Below are 22451 nucleotides of genomic sequence, written 5' to 3'. Positions count from 1 at the left end.
TTCATTGCGGCTTTCCGGGCAGGCTGACCTAAGGGAAAGCAATTGCTTCCCTTCCTGGGCCTCCCCGCTTCGCCTCACGGATCCTGGGGCTCACGTATTTTGCTTCAAACCGAGCCAACCCGCGGCGACGGCTTCCCATCCCGGGCGGCCGCCATAACCGATTTGTTCAGGCGCTTCCGCCGCCGGCCGCGAGATCAGCCGCTGTGCTGCGGCGACCATCGCTGCGCGCAGGGGGCGGACAGCGCCAGCATGTCAACCGCCCGGGCGGCAACCTGGCTGGCGGCCTGTGCCAGGGTGTCATGCGCCAGATAGAATGCAGGAACCGGCGGCATTACAATGGCACCCATTTCCGTCACTGCCGCCATGTTCCGGATGTGGGCCAAGGTCAGCGGAGTCTCGCGCGCAAGCAGAACCAACCGCCTGCGCTCCTTGAGCTGAACACCGGCCGCCCGCGTCAGCAGATTATCATCAAACCCGTGCGCGATTGCGGCCAGTGACCGCATCGAACACGGCGCAACGATCATCCCTGCCACCGGCACCGACCCGGATGCGATGGCCGCCCCGATGTCCTGCACCGGGTGGCATCGCGCAGCCAGGCCCCTGAGGGTTTCCACGGCCTCCGGTCCGCATTCCTGAGCCAGGGTCCTCTCTGCCGCGGCACTGGCTACCAGGTCGATCTCCACGCCAAGCTTCTGCAGGCGCCGGGCAACTGCAAGGCTGAGCATCGCACCGGAAGCGCCTGAAACCCCCAGCACAACCCGCTGCGCGCTCATGCGGTCAGCTCCGGCATCAGCCGGGCCACTAGGTCAGCGGCAAAGGCCTGATCCTTGGCATCCCCCTGCATGACCTGCCCCCATTCCCTGGCCGTTTCACTGCCAATTTTCGTGGTGGCATCGATACCGATCTTGCCCGCCAATCCCGGCTGCGGCGACGCGAAATCAAGGTAGTCCATCGGCGTATTCTCGAGCATCATAACATCGCGGGACGGGTCCATGCGGGTGGCCAATACCCAAGCGATGTCATCCCAGCTCCGCGGGTCAACATCGGCATCCACAGCGATCATCATCTTGGTGTAGCTGAATTGCGGCAGCATCCCCCACAGCGCCATCATCACCCGGCGCGCCTGGCCAGGGTAGCGTTTGTCAATGCTGACGATGGCAATGCGGTAGGAGCATGCGGCGGGCGGCAGCCACAGGTCGCGGATCTCCGGGATCTGCGCCCGCACCGTTGGCAGGGCCAGCCGGTTGAACACCTCGCCGATGATGGCAGGCTCATCCGGCGGCCGGCCGGTATAGGTGGAGAGATACAGCGGATCCTCGCGGTGCGTCACCGCGCTTATCTGCATGACGGGAAAGGGCTCTGCCGGGTTGTAATAGCCCGTATGGTCGCCAAAGGGGCCTTCGGGTGCGGTCTCTGATGCGGACACCCAGCCCTCCAGAACGATCTCTGCATCGGCGGGCACCATCAGCGGGATGGTCTTGCAGGGCACCAGACGCGGGCGGGCGCGGCTGAGGGCGCCGGCAAAGGTCAGCTCTGACACGGTTTCCGGCAAGGGCAGCGCGGCAGACAGCAGCGTGGCGGGATCCGCCCCCAGAACCACGGCAACCGGCATCGGCTCCCCCTGCCCGGCCCAGCTGCGGTGATGCGCAGCGCCGCCGCGGTGAGGCAGCCATCGCATGATCAGCCGCGAGCGGTCCAGAACCTGGGTCCGGTAGACCCCGGCATTGTAACTGTTGACGTTTTCTGCGGCGCTGCCGTGCGGGCGGGTTATCACAACCGGCCAGGTAATCAGCGGCCCGGCATCCCCCGGCCAGTGGGTCTGCACCGGAAGGCCATCAAGGCTGGCATCAGGCCCCTCGCGGGTGATGGCCTGAACCGGAGCGGTTTTCACCATCTTCGGCCTGGTCGCCAGCGCTGCCTTGAGCATGGGCCAGCGGGACAAGGCATCGCGCAGGCCGTCCGGCGGAGCAGGCGACCTGAGGGCCGCCAGAAAACTCCCCAGATCATCCAGGCCGTCCTGCGGCACCCCAAGGCCGGCCGCCACGCGCTCAGCCGTCCCGAACAGGTTCACCACAACCGGAATGCCCGACGCCTGGCCGCTGTCCAGCACCGGGCGGTCGAACTGCAGCACCGGGCCGCCGGCTTCCAGCACTGCCCGGTGCACCGCCGTCATCTGATGGCGGACGGAGACCGCATCGCCGACTTTCTGAAACTGCCCGGTTGAAGCGCACCAATCGAGGAAATGGCGGAGGCTGGGATATGGCGGAAAAGTACGAATTGGACCGCTCCAGTACTGATTTCCGCCGATCCCTAGCAAAGTTTCCGGCTGCGAATTTGTCCGCCGTCAAACTCTGGCCGCGTGCGGGGCCATACACCCGCTGCAGTCGAAGCCACCGGCGGGAAAGGATTTATTTTGCCACACGCCCAGCCACAGATCCCGAATTGCCCGGCAGCCCTTGCGCGTTTGCTGCGCGTCGCACCCCTTGCTCCTTTGTCGCTTTCGCTCACGGCCTGTTCCCGGCGCATCGCCAAGCGCCACCCGGGCCTGTTCCGCCGCCTGGGCGAGCACAGCCGCAAGAGGTTTGTCCTGGCCCCCACTGATCTGCCCGTACTTCTTTGCCTTGATCCCAACGAGGGCCAGCCGAAAGTCCGCGCGGTGCGCGGACATTGCGAAGGCGATGCCCGGATATCCGGCCCGCTGGCAGCGCTTCTGGGGCTGGTGCATGGGGTCTATGACGGAGACGCGCTGTTCTTTTCGCGGGACCTGGTGATCGAGGGCGATACCGCCGCAGCGCTGGCACTGCGCAATGCGGTGGACGACGCCGAACTGGATATCTCGCAGGAAATCGCCGCCCTGTCCGGGCCGTTTGCACGGTTCCTGCTGCGCGCGGTTGCATTTGCCGAGCGGCGCACGGGCGTTCCTTTGGCCCGGCCAGAGGAGGAAGCGGCATGGTGATGGAAATCGTCTGCCCGGCAGGCACCCCCGCGGCACTGCGCGCGGCTGTCAAGGCCGGGGCGCACACGGTCTATTGCGGCTTCAACGACGAGACCAACGCCCGCAATTTCCCAGGCCTCAACTTTGACCGCGCCGAAATGCGCGAAGGGGTGGCTATAGCACATGATCACGGCGCCAAGGTGCTGGTGGCGATCAACACATTCCCCCGCGCAGGCGATCAGGCGCTCTGGCACAGAGCCATTGACGATGCCGCGCAATCCGGTGCGGATGCGGTGATCCTGGCGGACCCCGGCTTGCTGGATTACGCCGCACGCTGCAAACCCGGCCTGCGGCTGCATCTTTCGGTTCAGGCCGCCGCCGCCAATGCCGACATCATCAATTTCTATGCCGGCACATTCGGTGTGAAACGGGTGGTGCTGCCGCGCGTTCTTTCTGTGCCGGAAATCGCGGCGATCAACGCCGAAACAGAAGTGGAAACCGAAGTCTTTGTCTTTGGCGGATTGTGCGTTATGGCCGAGGGGCGCTGTTCGCTCTCGTCGTACGCAACCGGGCTGTCTCCGAACATGAACGGGGTCTGCTCCCCCGCCAGCCATGTGGAATACCGCGACGACGACGGCGCCCTGGACGCCAAGCTGGGCGGGTTTACCATCCACCGCGTGGCCAAAGACGAGCCGGCGCCCTATCCGACCCTGTGCAAGGGCTGCTTCTCAGCAGGCAGCCAGACCGGCCACCTGTTTGAAGACCCGGTCAGCCTCAACGCGGAACAGCTGATCCCTCAGCTTCAGAAGGCCGGTGTCACCGCACTGAAGATCGAAGGGCGACAGCGCTCGAAGTCCTATGTGGCGCAGGTTGTGCGCAACTTCCGCGCTGCCGTTGATGCGCTGGAAGCAGGCCAGCCGCTGCCGCAGGGCATGCTGGCGCGGCTGTCCGAAGGCCAGGCGATGACCACAGGCGCCTACAAGAAAACCTGGAGATAACAGAATGGAACTGACTGTCGGGCCGAACCAATTCTTCTGGCCGGCCGAAAGCTGGAGCGCGTTTTACGGCGCTTTGGCCGAGGCCCCTGTTGACCGTGTTGTTCTGGGCGAGCTGGTCTGCTCCAAACGCCTTCCCTTCTACCAGGACCGCATCCCTGAGGCACTCTCCCTGCTGGCGGAAGCGGGCAAGGAGGCAGTGCTGACGAGCCTTGCCCTTGTCACGCTCAAGCGCGAGCGCAAGCTGACGGCGGACCTTGCGGCGATGGGGGTGACGGTCGAAATCAACGATCTGACGGCGCTTGCGCATCTGCCCCAGGGCATGGGCTTTCACGTCGGGCCGCTGGTCAATGTCTACAACGAGGGCACCCTGGCGTGGCTGGCATCGCTGGGGGCCACCCGTGTCTGCCTGCCGCCGGAACTGCCGCTTGCCTCGGTTGAGACACTCACCCGCGCAGGAAGGGAGATGGGCGTTGCCATTGAGGTCTGGGGCCACGGGCGGCTGCCGCTGGCTATCTCAGGGCGCTGCTACCATGCCCGGCTTCACAAACGAACCAAGGACAATTGCCAATTCGCCTGCGAGGATGACCCCGACGGGCTTGAGGTGCGGACGCTGGAAGATCAGCCCTTCATGGCAATGAATGGGGTTCAGACCCTGTCGCACAGCTATGCCTGCGCCGACTACCAGATTGAGGCTCTGGCCGAAGCCGGGGTATCCGCCCTGCGCCTGTCGCCGCAGTCTCAGGGGTTCATCCGGCTGTGCCAAGCCTACCGCGACCGGGCCAATGGCGCTTTGCCCCCAGGTGGCATTGCCGCGAATGTGCAAGAGACTTCCCCGCAAACCCGCCTGAGCGACGGGTTTCTGACCGGGCCAAGCGGTGTGTCCTGGTCCGCTGATCCAGCACCATCGTGATCCGAGGCCGGGACCTCAGCGCGTTCTGGCAGGCCCCGTACCGGCCGCTGTTCCTCTCGGCGTTCCTATGCGCGCTTTTGGCTGTCGCCTGGTGGCCGCTGGGCGTGCAACTGGGGCTGCCAGAGCCCGGTCTGGCGCCTGCCGTGCTATGGCATGTTCATGAGCTGCTCTTCGGCTTTGCGCCGGCCGCCATCGGCGGCTACCTCCTGACGGCGCTGCCGGGCTGGACAGGGCGGCCACCGTTGCGCGGCACCGGCCTGAAGGTTTTGGTTTCGCTCTGGCTGCTGGCCCGCGCCGCGACAGCAATATCCGCGGCGGCGCCGCTTGCTGTCCTTCTGTTCTTGAACGCCGCATTTTTCCTTTGCCTTGCCGGGTACATCCTGCACGAGCTGATCACGGTCCGGGCATTTCGCAAACTGGGGTTTGCTGCCGCCGTTCTGGCCCTGGGCCTGGCGGAGGCTGTTTACCTGGCAAATGCCGCCACCGGAAATGTCTGGAGCAGCCTGGCCCTTGCGCAATATACTCTGACCGGCCTGACCCTCCTTCTGTTCAGCGTCGGCTCGCGGGCGATCCCCGCCTTCACCCGCAATTGGCTGGCGCTGTCAGACCGCACAGCGGTGCAGGTCCGGGAACGCCCGCAGATGCGGGCTGTTTCCCAGGGCCTGCTGGTGCTGGTGCTGGCGTTGCAGCTGGCCGGAGCCACCGCGGCCGCAGATACCGTATTGACTGCAGCCGCCATAGCCATGTTCTGGTCCACGCTGGGCTGGCGCACGGCGGTTGCCCTTTCCAACCCGCTGCTGGCAGCACTGCACCTGGCCTGGCTTTGGCTGCCCTTTGGCGCGCTGGCCGCGGGCGCCGCCGGCCTCGGCCTGGTTGACTACCCGTCGTCTGCTGCCCTTCATTCCATCACCATCGGAGCGATGTCCGGGCTGATCATGGCCATCGCCGGACGGGCCGGCGCCCATTCCAGCGACGGCGTCATGCGCGCCCGCACTGGGTTTACCGCCGGAGCAGTTCTGATCTGGCTCACGGTCTGGATCCGGCTGTCGGTTCCGCTCTTTTCGGCATTTGCTGATGGCCTGATCGCCGCTGCAGCTGTGTTCTGGTGCTGCGGCTGGATTGCCTTCATTGTCGGCTTCCGTCACGCGCTCTGCGGCCCTGTCCCCAGACCGGTTCTGAGCGGGAAGCGAAGCGAAGCCATTCTAGCAAACACCTCAAGCACGAATACAAAGTGAAATCTGGCTCTGTGGATCGCTGGAAGCGCCCTGCGCCAACAGCTCCAGGCGCGGCCTGCACATCAGGGAACACGGTAGCGTGCTGTGTTTGCAGGAATTCCGGCGAGGCGGTTTTGAAGCCATTCGTTCGGGCTCGGCGGTGATTGCTGACATCCGTCCCGGGCCAATTGATAAGCGAAGAGTATTTACCTATGGGTCCAGGCCACCTTGGGCCGAGATCTGTTGAAAGGCATTGAAAGAACGCGCTCACCTTGCTCAAGATATTGATCGCTGATAGTGACGGATACCAAGCATCGCAGGATTCGCCCACTCAGCATCCTGGCAGTTATGGAGATGCAAAAAATGACGCAGGAATTTGACGTAGGCGCCCGCCTTAGAGAGCTCAGAACGCAATTCGGCTTATCGCAAAGACAGCTGGCAGATGCGGCGGGCGTGCCGCACGGTCAGATCTCAATGATAGAAACCAACAAAAGCAGCCCATCGGTGGCATCATTGCGCAAAATCCTGGGCGGCTTCGGGATCAGCATGTCAGAGTTTTTCGAGCCGGAAGCCGCGGCAAACCATCAGCCGTTTTTCACCCCGTCCGAATTGCGCGACCTGACGAGCCTGCTTTATCAGGACAGCGACCCGTCGCGCCGCAGGATTGCCATCAGGCAGGTTGGCGACGCCAAGGCACATGGCCTGCAAATCCTGCACGAACGGTATGAAGCCGGGGCCGACACCGGTAATTCAATGATTGAGCACGAGGCCCACGAGGGCGGCATCGTAATCCTGGGAGAGCTTGAAGTCACTGTCGGCAGCGAGATCCGGGTGCTGAAAGCAGGCGATGCCTACCTGTTCAACAGCCGGGAACCGCACCGGTTCCGCAATATCTCCGACCGCCCCGCCGAAGTCATCTCGGCTTGCACACCGCCCTACCTGTAACCTGCTTCGGCCAATTAGGACCGCACTCAAAAGGACATCCGCATGTCTCCTCTCGAAGGCCTGAAAGTTGTTGAACTTGCCCGTATTCTTGCCGGTCCCTGGATTGGTCAGTCGCTTGCCGATCTCGGCGCCGAGGTCATCAAGGTGGAAGCGGAAAGCGGCGACGACACCCGCAGCTGGGGCCCGCCCTTTATCGAACGGGACGGAGACAAAACAGCCGCCTACTACTACGCTGCAAACCGCGGGAAAACCTGTGTCACCGCAGACTTCCGCACCGAGGAAGGCCGCAGCAAGGTGCTGGAACTGATCCGCTGCGCGGATATTCTGATCGAAAATTTCAAGGTTGGCGGGCTTGCGAAATTCGGCCTCGACTACGACAGCCTCAAGGAAGTGAACCCGCGCCTGATCTACTGCTCGATTACCGGGTTTGGCCAGGATGGCCCCTATGCCGAGCGTGCAGGCTACGACTTTCTGATCCAGGGCCTGTCCGGCCTGATGTCCATCACCGGTGAACCCGGCCAGCAGCCGCAAAAGGTCGGTGTTGCGGTAACGGACGTGGTCACGGGCCTTTATGGCACCATCGGCATTCTTGCAGCCGTTGAGCAGCGGCACCGCACGGGTAAGGGGCAGCATCTGGACATGTCCTTGCTGGATTGCGCCACCGCGATGCTGGCAAACCAAGCGATGAACTACCTGGCCACCGGCGAAAGCCCCGTGCGTAAGGGCAATGACCACCCCAACATTTCCCCCTATCAGGTTCTACCAACCGCTGACGGCCACATCATTCTGGCAGTTGGGAATGACGGGCAGTTCCAGCGTTTCTGCAAAGTGATTGAGCGGCCTGATCTGCTGCAAGTACCGGACTACGCCAGCAACGGATTGCGAGTCGCAAACCGCCAAGCGTTGACAGCCGAGCTGGAAAAGTCTCTCGAATGCTGGGCTTCGGGGGACCTTTTGGCCGCGCTCGAAGCCGCCACGGTCCCGGCAGGGCCGATAAACTCGATCGGGGAAGCCTTCAACGACCCGCAGGTCCAATTCCGCGGCATGGTGATTGAACCGGAGGGCGTGAAAGGCGTGCGCGGACCTTGGAAATTCTCTGACGCAGAGCTGTCACTGGAAAAAACAGCGCCGGTTCTACCGAAGGAAATCTGACGGAAAGTCTGGAACATACCGGTTGCGCCTTTGGCCGGCTAGTACCTCCCCTTCCCCTCCGCAACCGGCCCCGTTCATAAGTGCAACTGCCGCAGGTTCCTGATCCCACCAGCGCAGCAGTGGGCTATGCTGCTGCAAGTGCAAATCATGGCGTTCCCGCACGCGGGTTTCGGCAACCAGATCCGTTTCCCGCCAGTTGAGAAAGGCCCTTCAATTCCCGGCTTGCCGCAAAGGGCGTAAGTGCAAGCAGTTTTAACGCTACCTGTCAGCCGGACGCATGGTGGCAATGAGCTCCGCTGCCTTGACACCGAACTTTCGCATTTCCGACTTGTTCAGGATAACCCCGCTTTGCGTCAGATACAGCCAGTCCGTCGCCTTCAGCCTGTGTCCGCCGGATTCCTCCGGCAGGATGATTTCATACTCCATCCGCACAGTGGAGCCGGACACCACCCCCTGCGCTTCGCCCACGATGTCCTCTGCTGTGGCGGTGAAACTGTTGCCCTCCCCCAGTGTCAGGAACCATTTGCGGCTTTGGTTACGGCCATTGGAATAGGTGAACTCTTCGCTCAACGTGCCGGTGTTTCCCTCCCATTCGCCGTGCATCCGGGCGGTGAAGCTGTTTGTCATCCGGCCGTCCGGGCCGAAGATCAGCCCTTCCGACAAAATCTCCCCCGACAAATGGGTCTTAAGCGAGAACTCTGGTCCTGAAGCCGCATAGTCCGCAGGGGTTTGCGCGCGAAAGCTGAAGAACAGGGATTTGGCAAGAATCGCAGCCAGGGCGATCAGCAGGATTGCAGCAAGTAGTTTCATGCGGTTTTTTCCTCCGTGGGAAGTGCCAGAACCAGCGCAAAGGCGCCCAGCTTCAGGACGCAAGGCACAACGGCATAGAAGATATTGAGTGTTGCAAGGGCGGAAGCGCTGTTTGCGGAACCGGGCGTAAAGCCGCTGCGCTCCAGCATCGGCAAGGTCGCAAAGGCCGCCAGTGCAAGCGCAAGCTTGCCGGCAAAGGACCAGATGCCGAATGCCAGCGACGCCTTGAGCCCCGCCCGGGCAAGGGCGATGGAAAACATGGCCGGCAGCAGAACCATATCCGCCCCCAGTGCCGCGCCGGAGGCGAGGCAGATCACGGCAAAACCTGCAAGATTGCCCGGGGCAAGCTGCGCCGCCCCGGCGAAGCTGAGGATGGCTAAAGGCATCGCCATCAGCAGAGCGGCCCTGGCCCCGATCCGGCGGCTGAGAGCAGCCCAGGCAGGCACGCTGAGGCCAGCGCTCAGGAAGAACAGGATCAGCAGTGGCCCGGCCATACCAGCTAATTGCAGCCTGTCCTCGGTGAAAAACAGGAACAGGGTTGAAGTGACCGCCACTGGCAGCGCGTTCACCATTGCCAGCACCAGCAGCCGCAGGGCGCCTGCCTGCCGCAGCCCGGCCAGCGACAGCTGCCGCGCCGCCGGAGCCGGACGCCGCCAAAGCGGCAGCGACAAGAGGCCTGCTGCCAGGGCAATCGCTCCCAAGAACAGGCCAAAGGCCGGATACCCCCGACCGCCTGCGCCCAGCGCGGCCAATGCTGCCGGGGCCGCGGCAGCAAGGATCACGCCTGCAAGCATTCCGGCCTCGCGCCAGGCGGCCAGATCCGTCAGCGCGGAAGCGTCCGGCTGGCTGGCCAGTGCGGCGGAGCGTCCGTAAAGCAGGATCATGCCAAGGCTGTAGGCTGAAAACAGCAGTACCAGCACGCCGCCCAGCCGCAGCGCGGCATGCGGCCCCGGCGCCATCATGAACAGCAGCGGAAACCCCGCGGCCAGCCCCGCCGCTGCGGCCAGCGCAAAGACCGTCTGCGCCCCCGGCCAGCGGTCGACGGCCCAGCCAAAGGCCGGATCCTGCACAAGATCCACGATCCGGACAGCCAGCAGAAGGCCCCCGGCGGTGGCCAGGTTAATTCCCAGATTGACCGAGGCAAACCGCGGCAAATGGATGTACAGAGGGATGCCGGCCGCCGCCAGCATCAGCGCATATAGGCTGACGCGCGGATAGACCATCACTCCCCCTTTAAGCGCCGGGTAAAGGAGGCTGAACGGGTGTCCGGCCCCAGGAAAATCGCCATGAAACGGCCCTTGATGCCGGGATGGCTCAGCGTGCAGACCCGCTGACCGTTGTTCCAGAAGCCGATCCTGTCAGGCCCCTTGGACACGGCGGCATAGCTGTCGCCCCTCCTCACATCCCGGAAGCAGCGTTCCAGCTGCCCGCGCACCGGCGGTGCGCCGCCAAGGCGCTCCAGCTCGCGCAGGGTGCTTTCCACCAAGTCAGCACCGCTCAGATAGCGCAGGTAGGTCAGCTCCAGGGCGAAATCCCGGCTCCAGTCCAGCGGTGCGCCGCCATGGGTGAATAGCCGAGCCTTGTAGAGCGGCACTCCGACAAAGCGGAAGGTGGACTCGCCGCGCAGTTCGGCCCCTGGCAGCGCGCGCTCGATGACCGAGGCCTGCACGGCCCCCGCTAGTGCCACAGCGAGCCCCAGTGCGGACAGGCAATTATGCATGAAGCGGGGCATGTTCCAGCTCCACCTGCACGACATTAGTGTGCCCCACAGCAAAGGACGCTGCGCAAATCTCCAGGTAGTACTGCCAATTGCGGCAGAAGGCCTCGCCGTAACCCATTTTCAGGACCCGCGGCCTCAGCGCCGCGAGGCGTTCGGCCCAGATCCGGCAGGTGCGGGCGTAATCCTGGCCGAATGCGAAACTATTGCGCACCTGCAGCCGGGCCTGTTGTGCCTGGGTGCGGATCACGCGGTCCGACAGCAGCATCCCGCCAGGAAACACATACTGCCGGATATAGTCAGAAGAGGTCCGGTAGGTAGGGAAGAAACTGTCCTTTACCGTGATGGCCTGAAGCACGGCCCGCCCGTCACCGGCCAGCTTATGCTTGAGCACGGAGAAATAACTGGGCCAGTACCGGGCCCCAACCGCCTCAACCATTTCGATTGAGACGATATTGTCATAGGTGCCTTCAATATCCCGGTAGTCGCACAGCCTGATATCGGCGCGCCCGTCAAGCCGGGCATCAGCATAGCTGTGCTGGTTGCGCGATATGGTGATGCCGGTCACGTCGCGCCCTTCCTGCGCCGCCTGTTCCGCGAATCCGCCCCAGCCGCATCCGATCTCCAGAACCTGCCCGCCGCTGCCTAGCCGGGACAGGATGCGGGCGTTCTTTCGGATTTGGGCGCGGGCCAGATCGCTGTCTGGCTCGTCAAACAGGGCTGAAGAGTAGGTCATCCCCTCGTCAAGCCACAGCGCATAGAACTCATTCCCGACATCATAATGCGCGCGGATGTTGCGGCGGGCGCCGCGCCGGGAATTGGCGCGCAAAAGGGTGTCGGCCAGCCGGAACCGGGCGCGGTTCAGCGGGCTGGCCTGGTCGTAGGCCGCCAGGTGATCGCGGTTGCGCATCGCAACCGACATCAGTGTCTCGATCGAAGGCGTATCCCACAGCCCTTCCACATAGGTTTCGCCGAGACCGACCTGGCCATGCGCGGCCATCGCCGGCACCACTGACCAGTCCCGGATCACCATCTCCGCCTCAGGGCCGGAAGTGCCGAAATTGTAGCGCTCGCCCTCTGGTGTGCGCAGGATCAGCCGGCCTTCACGGAGACGCTCACAGCTGGACAGAAATTTCGTCTTCAGGGCCTTGCTGGTAAAACGCATGTTCCAATCCTTCTGCTCGGGGCGGGCTGGCCAGGCAGCGCACGATGCGCATGGCGCTGGCAATACCGTCTTCGTGAAAGCCGTGCCGGTTCCAGGCTCCGGCGAACCAGGTGCGGTTCTGCCCCTGCATCGCACGGATCCGTTCCTGCGCCCGCAGGGCCGCCCGGTCAAAAACCGGATGAGTGAACTCAGTCTGGTCGTAAATGGCCTCTGCAGGAATTTCGCTCGACGGGTTCAGAGTAACAAACAGCGGATCCTTCTCCGGGATGCTTTGCAGCCGATTCATCCAATAGGTGACTCCAATCGCACCGTCCTGTGACCGGTAGGCCCAACTGGACCAGCAATCGCGGCGCTTCGGCATCTGGCGCGGATCGCAATGCAGCACGGCACGATTTGCCTGATAGCGGATGCTGCCCAGCGCCTCAGCCTCCGCCGGGGTGGCATCTTCTCCCAGCAGCGCCAGTGCCTGATCCGAGTGGCACGCCAGGATCAGCTCATCATACTCCGCGGGAAGAACACCCGCCGCCGCGACAGACACCGTCTGACGGCCGCGCCATACCTGCCGGACCGGCGCGCCGGTGCAGATGCGGACACCGCGGGCCGTCAGCGCGGCTTCCAGCCGCCGGACATATTCAATGCTGCCGCCCTTCACGGTCCACCACTGGTGCTTGCCAGTCCCGGCCAGCAGCGCATGGTTGCGGAAGAAGCGCACCAAGGATTTTGCCGGAAACTGATCCACTTCCGCGACCGGTGTCGACCAGATCGCGCCGCACATCGGCATCAGGTAGTGATCTCGAAACCAGCGGCCCAGGCGCAGCTCCTCCACCAGCGCGCCGATTGTCTTGACGTCATCGCGGGCCACGGCTTCCGCTTGGTTTCCGAACCGCAGGATATCCATGATCATCTTGTAGAACTGAGGCCGGATCAGGTTGCTTTTCTGAGCCGTCAGCGCACCCAGCGTGTTCAGGCCGTATTCCAGCCAGCCGTCGTCGATGCTGGCTCCAAAGCTCATTTCGCTCTTGATCACCGGCACATCCAGATCACGGAAAAGCCGGGTCAGATAAGGATACGTCGCATAATTGAACACGATGAAACCGGTATCGACCGGCTGATCACCGTTCCGGCCTGCCATTACGGTGCGGGCGTGGCCGCCCAGCCGCGGCGCGGCCTCGTAAAGGGTCACATCGTGGAAGGGCGATAGATAATAAGCTGCCGCCAGACCGGAAATGCCGCCGCCGGCGATGGCAATCTTCTTGCGCGCAATACTGGATTGATCGAACATGATGATCCCGTTTTTGGTGCAATGTTCAAGGGATACGGCCCTCCCAGGCAGCCGGATCACATTCAGTTGCAGAAATATTTTCCGCATTTCGTGCTTTTGCTTAATGTCCAAGTGAACCATCGGCAGAGTTTGCCCGTATTCACCGCATGACACTGGATCACGTCCAAGCTGAAACCTTCCATGCCCGCCGCGGCGCGCTGAAGAACGCGTTCACCTACGGCGTCGATTTCGTGCTGACCGATTTCAGCGATGCCCATCCGCGGCTGATTTCCCGGAACCGCTTCAATCTCTGGTCGCTCTGGGACCGTCACCACGGCGGCCGCCGCGGACAAGGGCATGGTCTTGCCTGGTTCCGCGGGGTGCTGGCTGCCCGGGGCATGCCCTTACGCGGCACTCAGCTTCTGCTGCTTACGCAGCCCAGCTTCCTGTGGTTTCACTTCAATCCGGTCAGCTTTTGGATTGCCCTGCGCGATGGCCAGCCCTGCGCGTTTGTCGCCGAGGTCAACAATACCTTTGGCGGCCGCCATTGCTATTTCTGCGCGCATGAAGATTTCCGGCCGATCCGTAAATCCGACCAGCTGACAGCGAATAAACTGATGCATGTGTCACCGTTTCAGAGGGTCGAGGGGCTTTACCGGTTCAACTTTCACCTCAGCGAAAGCGATGTCAGCATCCGCATCGCCTATGAAAACGGCAGCCAAGGCGTGCTGGCAACTCTGAAAGGGCGCCGCAGCCCGGCCACCAGTGCCGGCCTGCTGCACGCCGCTCTGCGGCGCCCTCTGGGTGCGGCACGGGTGCTGGCACTGATCCACTGGCAGGCGGCAATCCTCGCCGTGAAGCGGGCGCCATTCCTTAGAAAACAGCCCGCGCCAAAAGTCTTGGTCTCCGACAGCAGCAACTTTGCCAAGGCCCGCCAATGACCGTCTTTGAAGGCAAAACCTATTGGCTCATTGGTGCCAGCGAAGGGCTCGGCAGAGCGCTGGCCAGCGGGATGAACGCGGAGGGGGCGCATCTGATCCTTTCGGCGCGCAACACTGACCGCCTTCAAAGCCTGGCCCGCAGCCTGCCCGGTTCGCGCATACTGCCGCTGGACGTGACCGACGATGACTCCGTGCGGCAGGCCGCAGCGGGCATTACGCAGCTGGACGGGCTGATTTACTGCGCAGGCGCCTATGATCCCATGCGCACACAGGATTGGGACAGCGCGAAGGCGCGGCAGATGCTTGAGGTGAACTTTACCGGAGCCCTGCGTGTTCTGGGCGAAGTCGTGCCGCGTTTCGTGGGAGAAAACCGGGGAGATATAACCCTGATCGGCTCTCTGGCGGGCTACCACGGGTTGCCCGCATCCGTGGGCTATGGCGCCAGCAAGTCGGCGCTGGTCAGCCTTGCCGAAACCATGCGCTTTGACTTGCGGAACACCGGTGTGACTGTCCGGCTGGTCAACCCTGGTTTCATCAAAACGCGGCTGACGGAGAAAAACAGTTTCAGAATGCCGATGCTTATGGATCCGGAGGATGCGGCCAGCCGGGTGCTGGCCGCAATGCACAAAAACCGCTTCCGGACCAACTTCCCCGCACCTTTTTCCTGGGCAGTCCGGAGCCTGTCCTTCTTTCCCGACTGGCTGCTTTACCGTGGCAGGTGACGGGCGTTCCCCGCCTTCTCAGATCCGGAACAAGGGTTGCAGCAGCCGCGGCATGAATGCCCGAAAGCGCAGCGGCGCATCGGTTGCCGCCAGGCAAATGCAAGGTCCGCTTGCGCCCGCCACAGGTGTATGATCCACCTCCTCGTCAGCAACTTCCAAGTCGCCGGCCCCGAATTGCCCGGTTTCGTCGCTGAAGCTGCCCTGCAGAACCAGGGTCAGTTCCAGGCCGTTGTGGCCATGATCCGGAACCGCCTGCCCTGCAGGAATATACAGCAGCCGGACCGAGCCTGAGTTATCCGCCATCAGTATGTCCTGCCGCACTCCCATGCCCAGCGTCTTCCACTTTGGCTGCCGCCCCTTCATCGCCGCGACCACAGGCCCGGGGAAGATGCCTGACCGGTCATAGCAGGGCTCCGGGGTGAAAGGCGCATCCAACTGCGCCAGCACATCCTGGCGCAATCTGCCGGACACCGGCTCCGCCGCGCAGCTCTCTAGCAGCAGCCCGCCAACAGCCTGATGCGCCTCCAGCGCCGCCCGGCATTGTGCACACATCGACACATGGGCGGCCACCACAACGGAGAACGATTGCGGCAAGGTTCCTGCCGCATAAGACGCCAGCATGGCGTCCGGGATATGATGACGGATGACGCTCATGACATGAGGTCCTTCAATTCATGCCTCAGGCGCTGCAGGCCAAGCCGGATCCGCGACTTGATGGTGCCCAAGGGAAGCCCGGTCTGGCGGCTGATCTCCTGATGGGTCAGTTCGCCCAGATAGGCTTTCTCCAGTATGTCCCGCTGCTCCGGCTTGAGCTGGGCAAGCGCCTGTTTCAGCTGCCCCGCCTCCTGCTCCAGACCCAGAATCTGGCTGGCATCGGGTTCTATGCCCGGCTCTTCGCGCAATTCCTCGGGCACCGGGCGGTTTTCCTTGCGCGCCACGTCGATCTGCCGATTGCGCGCGATCTGATAAATCCAGGCCGACACCTGCGCCCGGTGCGGATCAAAAGTTGCGGCCTTACGCCAGACCGTCAGCATGACGTCCTGCACGATCTCTTCCGCCTGCGGCGGCGGCGCGCCTGCGCGGATTACAAACCCCTTGAGCCGCGGTGCAAAATAATCAAACAGCGCTGCGAACGCGGCGCGGTCGCGCCCATCGCGCACTGCGATCATCCAGACGGTCTGCTGCGAAAAACCGGAATCTTTCTGCGTCACGTATCTGCTTTCCTCGCGGCGTGCCTTCGACGCGTGGAGCGGGGAACGCAAAGGCTGGATATCTGCGGTTTCGGTCAGCATAAACCGGATACGGCACTGGTGGGTATATGGATCTTTTTCTTTTCCAGCCTCTTTACAGGCGTCAGCCCGCCAAAGCCGGATCCGGCGTGCTGGCCAGAAGCTCCTGCACCAGCGGGTTTGGAAAACGCCGGCGCAAGGTGATCGCATAGAACGCCTCCCGGATGCGCGGATGCTCCGAAGCCTCCACCAGACGCCCTGATTTCAGTTCGTCCTGCACAACAATCGGCGGCACCAGCGCAAGGCCGATATCCTCCCGCGCCAGAAGGCGCATCATCGCCATGTCGTCCACCTCTGCCACCACTTGCGGGCGCACTCCCAGACGGCTCGCCAATGCGTCAAAGGCAGTTCGCATAGAATTTTCCGCAGTCGGAAGAATGAAGGGCTGGGTCTCCAGCAATTCAACGAAAGGGCGATCCGGCTGCAGTCTGCCAGGCGTGCCGACGATGCCTACTGCCTGCTCCGCGATGTGATGGGTTTCATAAGGTGTGAGCGAGTCGCTGGCCGGCTCGCGGTTCATCAGCACCACATCCAGGTTCAGGGTCTGCAGCCCCTCCAGGAGTTCAGCTGGACTGCCTGAACGCAGGATCACTTCCACATCGGGGCGTTGAAGAATTGGCCGCAGAAAGCTGATCTGAAAGTTGCGCGACAGTGTTGCCAGAGCCCCGATGCGCAGCGCCTGCCGGCTCCGCCCGGTTTCCTGCAATGTTGCCACAAGCTCTTGCCCTGCCGAGAAAATCGCATCCGCATGATCCAGCGTGATGCGGCCCGCCTCGGTCAGGTGAAGCTGCCGTCCGCGCCGTTCAAACAGGTCATGGCCCAGCCGTTCCTCCAACTGCTTGATCTGCACGGACAGAGCCGATTGCGACAGGTTCAATCGCTGCGCAGTACGGGTCAGATTGCCATCATGGGCAACTGCCCAGAAGTAGCGGAGATGGTGATAGTTCAACGGCATTCATTCTAATTAATAAAACGAAATCTAATGAACAATGAATTTTTACTAACCCTCACACTCCCCTAGTTTCCGCTTCCAGACCACCCTTGGCCGCTGAAATCAGGAAATAGCACCATGAGTTATCTTTTTCTGCCTCTGCTCAGCCCGCTTGTGCTGCTGGCTGCTGCTTACTACGCCTTCCGCAATCCAGGCCGCCGCCCCCGCCTCGTGCCTCGGCTGGCCGAATGGGCTGCTCTGGCTGCCCTCGTCGGCGCGGCAGGGTCCGCGCTGCTGCTAGTCCTGCACGGCCCTAGAACATCGCCGTTGATCGGTCTCTGGGGTGCTGGACTTTCAGTGCGGCTGGACGCCGTCAGCGCAGTGATGCTGGCGCTGGTCAGCTTTATCGGCTGGATCGTCCTGCGCTACACCGCCACCAGTATGGACGGCGAAGAGCGCCAAGGCGCCTTCACCGGATGGATGGCCGCAACCCTGGCTGCGGTTCTGCTGCTGGTGACGGCGGGCAATCTTATCCAGCTTGCCGCGGCCTGGATCGCCGCCAGCCTGACGCTGAACCGCCTGCTGCTTTTTTACCCGTCACGCAACGGCGCCCGGCGGGCAGCCCGCAAGAAAGCTCTGGCCGCCCGGCTGAGCGAGATCGCCCTGGCCGGCGCTGTGGTTCTGCTGATTGCCGGTCATGGCACCACCGACATCGCCTCTGTCCTGACCAGTATTGATCCAGGCGCGCTGACCAGTGCAGCGGCTGTGCTGATCGCACTGGCAGCAGTTCTGGCCTGCGCGCAATTCCCGATGCACGGATGGCTGACCGAGGTGATGGAAGCCCCGACGCCCGTTTCCGCCCTGCTGCATGCAGGCGTGATCAACGCGGGCGGCTTCCTGCTGATCCGGCTTGCCGATCTGATGCTGGCCGCCCCGGGCGTGATGGCGCTGCTGGTGATGCTGGGCGGGTTCACCGCGCTGTTTGCCAGCCTTGTCATGCTGACCCAGCCTGCCGTGAAGACCTCCCTGGCCTGGTCCACCATCGCCCAAATGGCCTTTATGATCATGCAGTGCGGCCTAGCCCTGTTTCCGCTGGCACTGCTGCATATCGTGGCCCATTCGCTCTACAAGGCACATGCCTTCCTGAGCGCCGGCAGTGCAGTGCGCTACGTCGCAGCGCTGCGCCGCCCCGGGCCGGTCGCCGTGCCCAGCACCCGCAACGTGATGCTGGCCTTTGCCACCGCTATCGCGATCTATGCTCTGACCGGCACAGTGTTCGGCTTTGACGGCAAATCGGTTCAGGCCATTGCGCTCGGCGTAATCCTGATCTTCGGTGTTGCATACTTGCTGGCCCAGGGCCTGGCCGATGCCGCACCAGGTGCGCTCACCCGCCGCACGGTGATCTACGCCGGTGCTGCCTCTGTCAGCTACTTCCTGCTGCAGATGGCCGCCGCGCAGCTGACCGCCGGGACGCTGCCGCCCGCACCTCAGCCCGGCCCGCTGGAATGGGCGCTGATCCTCCTCGCGCTGGCAAGTTTCGGTGCCGTTGCAGTGGCCCAGTCCACCTTCCCGCTCTGGGCACAACACCCCGCCGCTGCCGGGCTGCGGGTTCACCTCTCCAACGGGCTTTACGCCAATGCGGTCTTTGACAGGCTGCTGAACGGCTGGTCCAAGAAATCCCCTGCCTGAAGGAACCCGGAATGTTTGCAAAACTCGAAACCTTCCCCGCCCCGTTGCTTGAACTCGTTGCAGAGGCAACCAGGTCAGCCAAGGCTGTCCCGCCGCTGTTCCCGCTGTCGGCCAGCGTCGCGGTGAACCCCTTCCTGGGCCAGGCATCCGAACCGCTGGCTGTTACCGCCGCCCGCATGGCGCGGGTGGCCGGAACCCGGATCACCCCGGAACGTGCCCAATGGGCACATCAATTCGAGACCGGAAAGATCCTAGAGGATGACCTGCGGGCTGCGCTTGCCGCCTTTGACGGCCAGTTCGGCCGCCCCGGCTTGGCTGACGTCAAAGCTGCCCTCGGCAATCCGGCACCTGTGCCAAAGGCGCTGCCCACCGTCGCCGAGCTGGCTGCCGATGTGTCAGGTGTCGACTGGCCGGGCCTAATCGAGGACCGCATCGGTGTCTGGGCAGCCAGCCATTTCGACCAGGGTCAGGCCCTGTGGCAGCCGAACCGCTCCGGCGGTGCGTTTGCCGCCTGGCGCGAGTTTGCCTCGCGCGATCTGACACCCGAAATCCATGGGCTAACCGGCTTTGGCGCCTTCGTGGCAGCCTCCAGCCGGTCGCATTGGCGCGCCATCGGCCGCGCCTGCGAAACGCTGGGGCTGAGCACCGCAGCGGCTGAAACCGCATTCCACCGCTGGCTGATCACCCTGGGAGGCTGGGCGCAGTACGCCCGCGGCTTGCTGTGGCAGGCTGAGCTGGACGGCAAAGGCGACAACACCGTGACCGAGCTTCTTGCCATCCGCATGGTTTATGACGAGGCACTTTTCGGCCTCTATGAGGAGCAAATCGCAGCCAAGTGGGCAGATACCGTGACCCGGCACGAAACCGCGGTAACGCCGGACCGCGACATGATCATCGATGCGGTGCTGCAGGATGCGGTGGAGCGGGCTGAGCAGCGGAGGCTGTCACAGGCTATTGCGACCTCGGCTGGCCCCGCGCCGCAGGCCCAGGACCGGCCCAAGCTGCAGGCCGCCTTCTGCATCGACGTGCGGTCCGAAGTATTCCGCCGCGCATTGGAGGCTCAGGACCAGGGTATCGCCACAATTGGTTTTGCAGGCTTTTTCGGCCTCGCCAGCGCCCACCAGGCCGAAGCCTCCGACGTGGTCGAGGCACGCGGCCCCGTTCTGCTGCCTGCTGCCATCGCCTCCAATGCCAAGGAATCCGAGGCCCGCGACCTGGACCAGCGCTATGCGGCGCGGGCGAAACGCGCCTGGGGCCGTTTCAAACTGGCTGCGGTCTCCTCCTTCGCCTTTGTCGAGGCGGCAGGCCCGGTCTATGCGGGCAAGCTGCTGCGCGACTCCCTGGCTGCGGGCAGCAAGCAAGCTGCCGGCCCCGCGCCCCGGCTTGATGCGGCGATCGGGCTGGAGGACCGGATCGGAATGGCGCATGCAATCCTTGGCGCAATGTCCCTGACGGACAACTTTGCCCCGGTGGTCATGCTGGCCGGGCATGGTGCCGGTGTCACCAACAACCCGCATGAAAGCGCGCTGCATTGCGGCGCCTGCGGCGGCCATGCAGGTGACGTGAACGCACGCCTGCTTGCCGGCCTCCTGAACGACACTGAGGTGCGGGCAGGCCTTGCCGCCAAGGGCATCAGCATTCCGGACGATACGATCTTTGTTCCGGCTCTGCACAATACCACTACGGATGCGGTCACTCTTTACGATGGCGACGTGCCGAAGGGCGCCCATGCGGAAGATCTCACCCGGCTCAGAGGCTGGCTGGACGCCGCTGGCCTTCTGGCCAGGGCGGAACGCGCGGCCCGCCTGCCGCGGGCAGACAGCGGCGGCGACCTGATGCGCCGGGCCAAGGACTGGGCGGAACTGCGCCCCGAATGGGGCCTGGCCGGCTGCCGTGCCTTCATCGCAGCCCCCCGCTACCGCACCAAGGCCAGCGGATTGTCAGGCCAAGCCTTTCTGCACAGCTACGACTGGCGCAGCGACGACGGCTTCGGCGTTCTGGAGCTGATCATGACGGCGCCCGTAGTGGTCGCCAGTTGGATCAGCCTGCAGTACTATGGCTCCTCTGTCGCGCCGGCCCTGTTCGGCGGCGGCAACAAGCTGCTGCACAATGTGGCTGGCGGTATCGGGGTGCTGGAGGGAAACGGCGGAAGCCTCCGCCCGGGCCTGCCGTGGCAGTCCGTGCACGATGGCGAAGGCTTGCAGCACGACCCGCTGCGGCTGTCTGTGGTGATTGAAGCCCCGCGCGAAGCAATGACTGCCGTGCTGGAGCGCCATGCCGGGGTTCGGGAACTGTTCGACAACCGCTGGCTTCACCTGATCGCGATGGACACCGAGGGCAGGCTTGCCTGGCGCTACAGCGGCGGCCTGAGGTGGGAGCCGTTCGGGCAGGAACCCGACGCGGAACGCGCCATCGCAGCCGAGTAACTCTCGATTGCCTCAGCGGCGATGTGCGCAGGGCTGCCCGTCCGTCAACCCGCATTTGCCCCCGCCTGTGCTGCGGGGGCGAATTGTACGCCGCGGGGCTGCTTCCCGGGTTTTCCAGCCTGATCTCAGCCCTGCCCTGATGCTTGGCCGGTGTCCGCCCGCTTCCTAGGGAGTGCCTATGGAGTGCCGCCAGAAAACTGTTTCCTGAACTGGCTTGGCGTTGCTCCCTCCTGCTGCCTGAACGCCCGTTCGAAGGCGGACACTTCCGAATACCCCAGCCGTTCCGAAATCTCATGGAGCTGCGTCCCAGGGGTCAGCAGCATGCGTTTGGCAATTTCCATCCGGCACCCTGCCAGCAGCCGGGAAAACTTCTGCCCTTCCTCCTCCAGCTTGCGCCGTAAAGTCCGGCGGGACATGCCCAGCGCAGCTGAAACAACCGTTTGCTCGAAACTCTCCTGGCCAATACGTTTCAAAAGCTCTCGGCGTACCCGAACCGTAACGGGCGCAGCGCGTTCGCTTTGCCTGGCAGTGGAGGCAATCGTTTGCGAAACCTCCTTGAAGGCCGGGTTCACCCGGCCAGGCAAGGGCAGCCCCAGCAGGCTCGCCGGGAAGACCAGCGTGTTCGCGTTGGCCGCAAAATTAATAGAGCATCGCGGACCGACATTGCAGGCCCCTGGCAACGCGCTTGATTCGTGCTCCAAAGACACCAGCTCAGGGCGCCAGTCCGGCCCCGCCGCAGACCTGATCAGATTGTGGAAAACGGCCAGTGTCAGCTCCGCATCCTGTTGCCGCGGCCAGATGCCGGGGTCCAGTATTTTGTATGCCAGCATTGCCCTGTCCGCCTCAATCGTCAGCTGCAATTCAGAGTCGCTTTGCACGATTGAAAAGCCATTGCGGAACAGTGAAAGGGCCGCACCAAGAGTTGGCGCCTGATTGATGAATTCCCCAAGCGCACCAAGGTTTTGCAGATCAAAGACGGAGCCAACCCGCCAGCCGAAATCGGGCAGGTCCAAGTTTCCGGACGCGTGCTCGCAGAAGTCCACGAACTTCTTCAGGCCGATTTCTCCGGTCAGGTCATCCGGCCCGATACCGGAAACCTGAAATATCCTGTCCGCATCACCATTCATGAATTCAACGGCCCGCAACGGGTCGCTCAACGTAGAGGCGGAAATCCGGGGCTGGTAAGTGTGTGGCATCGCGCAGTTCCTCAGGATTGCGCCAGAATACCGTAAAAATCCGCCATTCCAGAAAAATTGCCGCACCTTTGGCCGCAGCAGCCGATTCTGTCCGGAAATGTCGTCTTGTTGTCCGGATGTGTCCGCCACAAGGGGCAGCCTGCCGGGGCA

At 63.3% G+C, this 22451-nt stretch carries 21 protein-coding genes and 1 pseudogene; 11 read left to right on the top strand and 11 right to left on the bottom strand.

From position 1 onward, the window contains the following. Window positions 1–194 precede the first annotated feature (194 nt). The gene (locus LHL23_RS08680; protein ID WP_226429552.1) at window positions 195–773 is read right to left on the bottom strand and encodes a UbiX family flavin prenyltransferase; all 579 of its coding nucleotides are present in this window, start codon (window positions 771–773) and stop codon (window positions 195–197) included. Then, window positions 770–2278, bottom strand: a complete 1509-nt coding sequence (locus tag LHL23_RS08675; RefSeq protein ID WP_226429603.1) for a UbiD family decarboxylase — start codon at window positions 2276–2278, stop codon at window positions 770–772. Before LHL23_RS08675 ends, LHL23_RS08680 begins: the two co-directional genes overlap by 4 nt. A gap of 156 nt (window positions 2279–2434) precedes the next feature. Between LHL23_RS08675 and ubiT the strand changes: the two genes are divergently transcribed. The 7 genes and pseudogenes from ubiT (at window position 2435) to LHL23_RS08645 (ending at window position 8154) form a co-directional block, all read left to right on the top strand. Continuing rightward, the gene (gene ubiT, locus LHL23_RS08670; protein ID WP_413229469.1) at window positions 2435–2956 is read left to right on the top strand and encodes a ubiquinone anaerobic biosynthesis accessory factor UbiT; all 522 of its coding nucleotides are present in this window, start codon (window positions 2435–2437) and stop codon (window positions 2954–2956) included. After that, the gene (ubiU, locus tag LHL23_RS08665) at window positions 2956–3933 is read left to right on the top strand and encodes a ubiquinone anaerobic biosynthesis protein UbiU (protein WP_226429602.1); all 978 of its coding nucleotides are present in this window, start codon (window positions 2956–2958) and stop codon (window positions 3931–3933) included. The genes ubiT and ubiU overlap by 1 nt, the downstream gene beginning before the upstream one ends. 4 nt (window positions 3934–3937) lie before the next feature. After that, a complete protein-coding gene (ubiV, locus tag LHL23_RS08660; RefSeq protein ID WP_226429550.1) occupies window positions 3938–4843 on the top strand; it encodes a ubiquinone anaerobic biosynthesis protein UbiV in 906 nt (301 codons plus the stop codon). Beyond that, window positions 4840–6078 carry an NnrS family protein gene (locus LHL23_RS08655; RefSeq protein ID WP_226429549.1) on the top strand — a complete coding sequence of 413 codons (1239 nt, stop codon included), beginning with the start codon at window positions 4840–4842 and terminating at the stop codon, window positions 6076–6078. Before ubiV ends, LHL23_RS08655 begins: the two co-directional genes overlap by 4 nt. Before the next feature lie 327 nt (window positions 6079–6405). Further along, window positions 6406–6603, top strand: a pseudogene (locus tag LHL23_RS23595) (helix-turn-helix domain-containing protein); the annotation flags it as partial. After that, on the top strand, window positions 6604–7002 hold the full coding sequence (locus LHL23_RS08650) for a cupin domain-containing protein (RefSeq protein ID WP_409996772.1): 399 nt from the start codon (window positions 6604–6606) through the stop codon (window positions 7000–7002). A 42-nt stretch (window positions 7003–7044) separates the two neighbouring features. Continuing rightward, window positions 7045–8154 (top strand): CaiB/BaiF CoA transferase family protein, encoded by a 1110-nt coding sequence (locus LHL23_RS08645; protein WP_222477802.1) that lies wholly within the window; start codon window positions 7045–7047, stop codon window positions 8152–8154. A gap of 258 nt (window positions 8155–8412) precedes the next feature. Here LHL23_RS08645 and LHL23_RS08640 read toward each other — a convergent pair whose 3' ends face one another. From LHL23_RS08640 to LHL23_RS08620, 5 genes are read right to left on the bottom strand one after another with little or no spacing between them, the layout of a single operon-like run. Next, window positions 8413–8964 carry a DUF3833 family protein gene (locus tag LHL23_RS08640; protein WP_222477800.1) on the bottom strand — a complete coding sequence of 184 codons (552 nt, stop codon included), beginning with the start codon at window positions 8962–8964 and terminating at the stop codon, window positions 8413–8415. Further along, complete coding sequence (locus LHL23_RS08635; RefSeq protein ID WP_226429548.1) at window positions 8961–10187, bottom strand: MFS transporter; 1227 nt, start codon at window positions 10185–10187, stop codon at window positions 8961–8963. The genes LHL23_RS08640 and LHL23_RS08635 overlap by 4 nt, the downstream gene beginning before the upstream one ends. Further along, window positions 10187–10696: a hypothetical protein gene (locus LHL23_RS08630; protein ID WP_226429547.1), complete on the bottom strand. Its 510-nt coding sequence runs from the start codon at window positions 10694–10696 to the stop codon at window positions 10187–10189. The genes LHL23_RS08635 and LHL23_RS08630 overlap by 1 nt, the downstream gene beginning before the upstream one ends. After that, window positions 10677–11846: an SAM-dependent methyltransferase gene (locus LHL23_RS08625; RefSeq protein WP_226429546.1), complete on the bottom strand. Its 1170-nt coding sequence runs from the start codon at window positions 11844–11846 to the stop codon at window positions 10677–10679. Before LHL23_RS08625 ends, LHL23_RS08630 begins: the two co-directional genes overlap by 20 nt. Further along, window positions 11797–13128: an NAD(P)/FAD-dependent oxidoreductase gene (locus tag LHL23_RS08620; protein WP_226429545.1), complete on the bottom strand. Its 1332-nt coding sequence runs from the start codon at window positions 13126–13128 to the stop codon at window positions 11797–11799. The genes LHL23_RS08625 and LHL23_RS08620 overlap by 50 nt, the downstream gene beginning before the upstream one ends. Before the next feature lie 146 nt (window positions 13129–13274). Between LHL23_RS08620 and LHL23_RS08615 the strand changes: the two genes are divergently transcribed. Further along, window positions 13275–14048 carry a DUF1365 domain-containing protein gene (locus tag LHL23_RS08615; RefSeq protein ID WP_226429544.1) on the top strand — a complete coding sequence of 258 codons (774 nt, stop codon included), beginning with the start codon at window positions 13275–13277 and terminating at the stop codon, window positions 14046–14048. Further along, window positions 14045–14770 carry an SDR family NAD(P)-dependent oxidoreductase gene (locus LHL23_RS08610; RefSeq protein ID WP_226429543.1) on the top strand — a complete coding sequence of 242 codons (726 nt, stop codon included), beginning with the start codon at window positions 14045–14047 and terminating at the stop codon, window positions 14768–14770. The genes LHL23_RS08615 and LHL23_RS08610 overlap by 4 nt, the downstream gene beginning before the upstream one ends. Window positions 14771–14788: 18 nt before the next feature. On the opposite strand, the gene LHL23_RS08605 is transcribed toward LHL23_RS08610, so the two are convergent. From LHL23_RS08605 to LHL23_RS08595, 3 genes are all read right to left on the bottom strand, one after another. Further along, a complete protein-coding gene (locus tag LHL23_RS08605; protein ID WP_222477786.1) occupies window positions 14789–15424 on the bottom strand; it encodes a ChrR family anti-sigma-E factor in 636 nt (211 codons plus the stop codon). Next, entirely contained in the window at window positions 15421–16062 is a 642-nt protein-coding gene (locus tag LHL23_RS08600) for a sigma-70 family RNA polymerase sigma factor (RefSeq protein ID WP_413229468.1), read from the bottom strand. Before LHL23_RS08600 ends, LHL23_RS08605 begins: the two co-directional genes overlap by 4 nt. Before the next feature lie 61 nt (window positions 16063–16123). Continuing rightward, complete coding sequence (locus tag LHL23_RS08595; RefSeq protein ID WP_226429542.1) at window positions 16124–17014, bottom strand: LysR family transcriptional regulator; 891 nt, start codon at window positions 17012–17014, stop codon at window positions 16124–16126. 114 nt (window positions 17015–17128) lie between these two features. Here LHL23_RS08595 and LHL23_RS08590 point away from each other — a divergent pair, with 114 nt between their 5' ends. Together LHL23_RS08590 and LHL23_RS08585 are read left to right on the top strand one after the other, a co-directional pair. Further along, window positions 17129–18679 (top strand): proton-conducting transporter transmembrane domain-containing protein, encoded by a 1551-nt coding sequence (locus LHL23_RS08590; protein WP_226429541.1) that lies wholly within the window; start codon window positions 17129–17131, stop codon window positions 18677–18679. A gap of 11 nt (window positions 18680–18690) precedes the next feature. Continuing rightward, complete coding sequence (locus LHL23_RS08585; protein ID WP_226429540.1) at window positions 18691–21105, top strand: YbcC family protein; 2415 nt, start codon at window positions 18691–18693, stop codon at window positions 21103–21105. A 176-nt stretch (window positions 21106–21281) separates the two neighbouring features. Here the strand turns inward: LHL23_RS08585 and qhpR are convergent, their stop codons facing one another. Then, window positions 21282–22430: an AraC-like transcriptional regulator QhpR gene (qhpR, locus tag LHL23_RS08580; protein WP_226429539.1), complete on the bottom strand. Its 1149-nt coding sequence runs from the start codon at window positions 22428–22430 to the stop codon at window positions 21282–21284. Between the last annotated feature and the right edge of the window lie 21 nt (window positions 22431–22451).

It is taken from the genome of Leisingera sp. McT4-56 (genome assembly GCF_020514995.1).
Lineage (GTDB): Bacteria > Pseudomonadota > Alphaproteobacteria > Rhodobacterales > Rhodobacteraceae > Leisingera > Leisingera aquaemixtae_A.
Note: the sequence above shows the minus strand (reverse complement) of the source record. Positions and strands in the feature narration are given on the sequence as shown.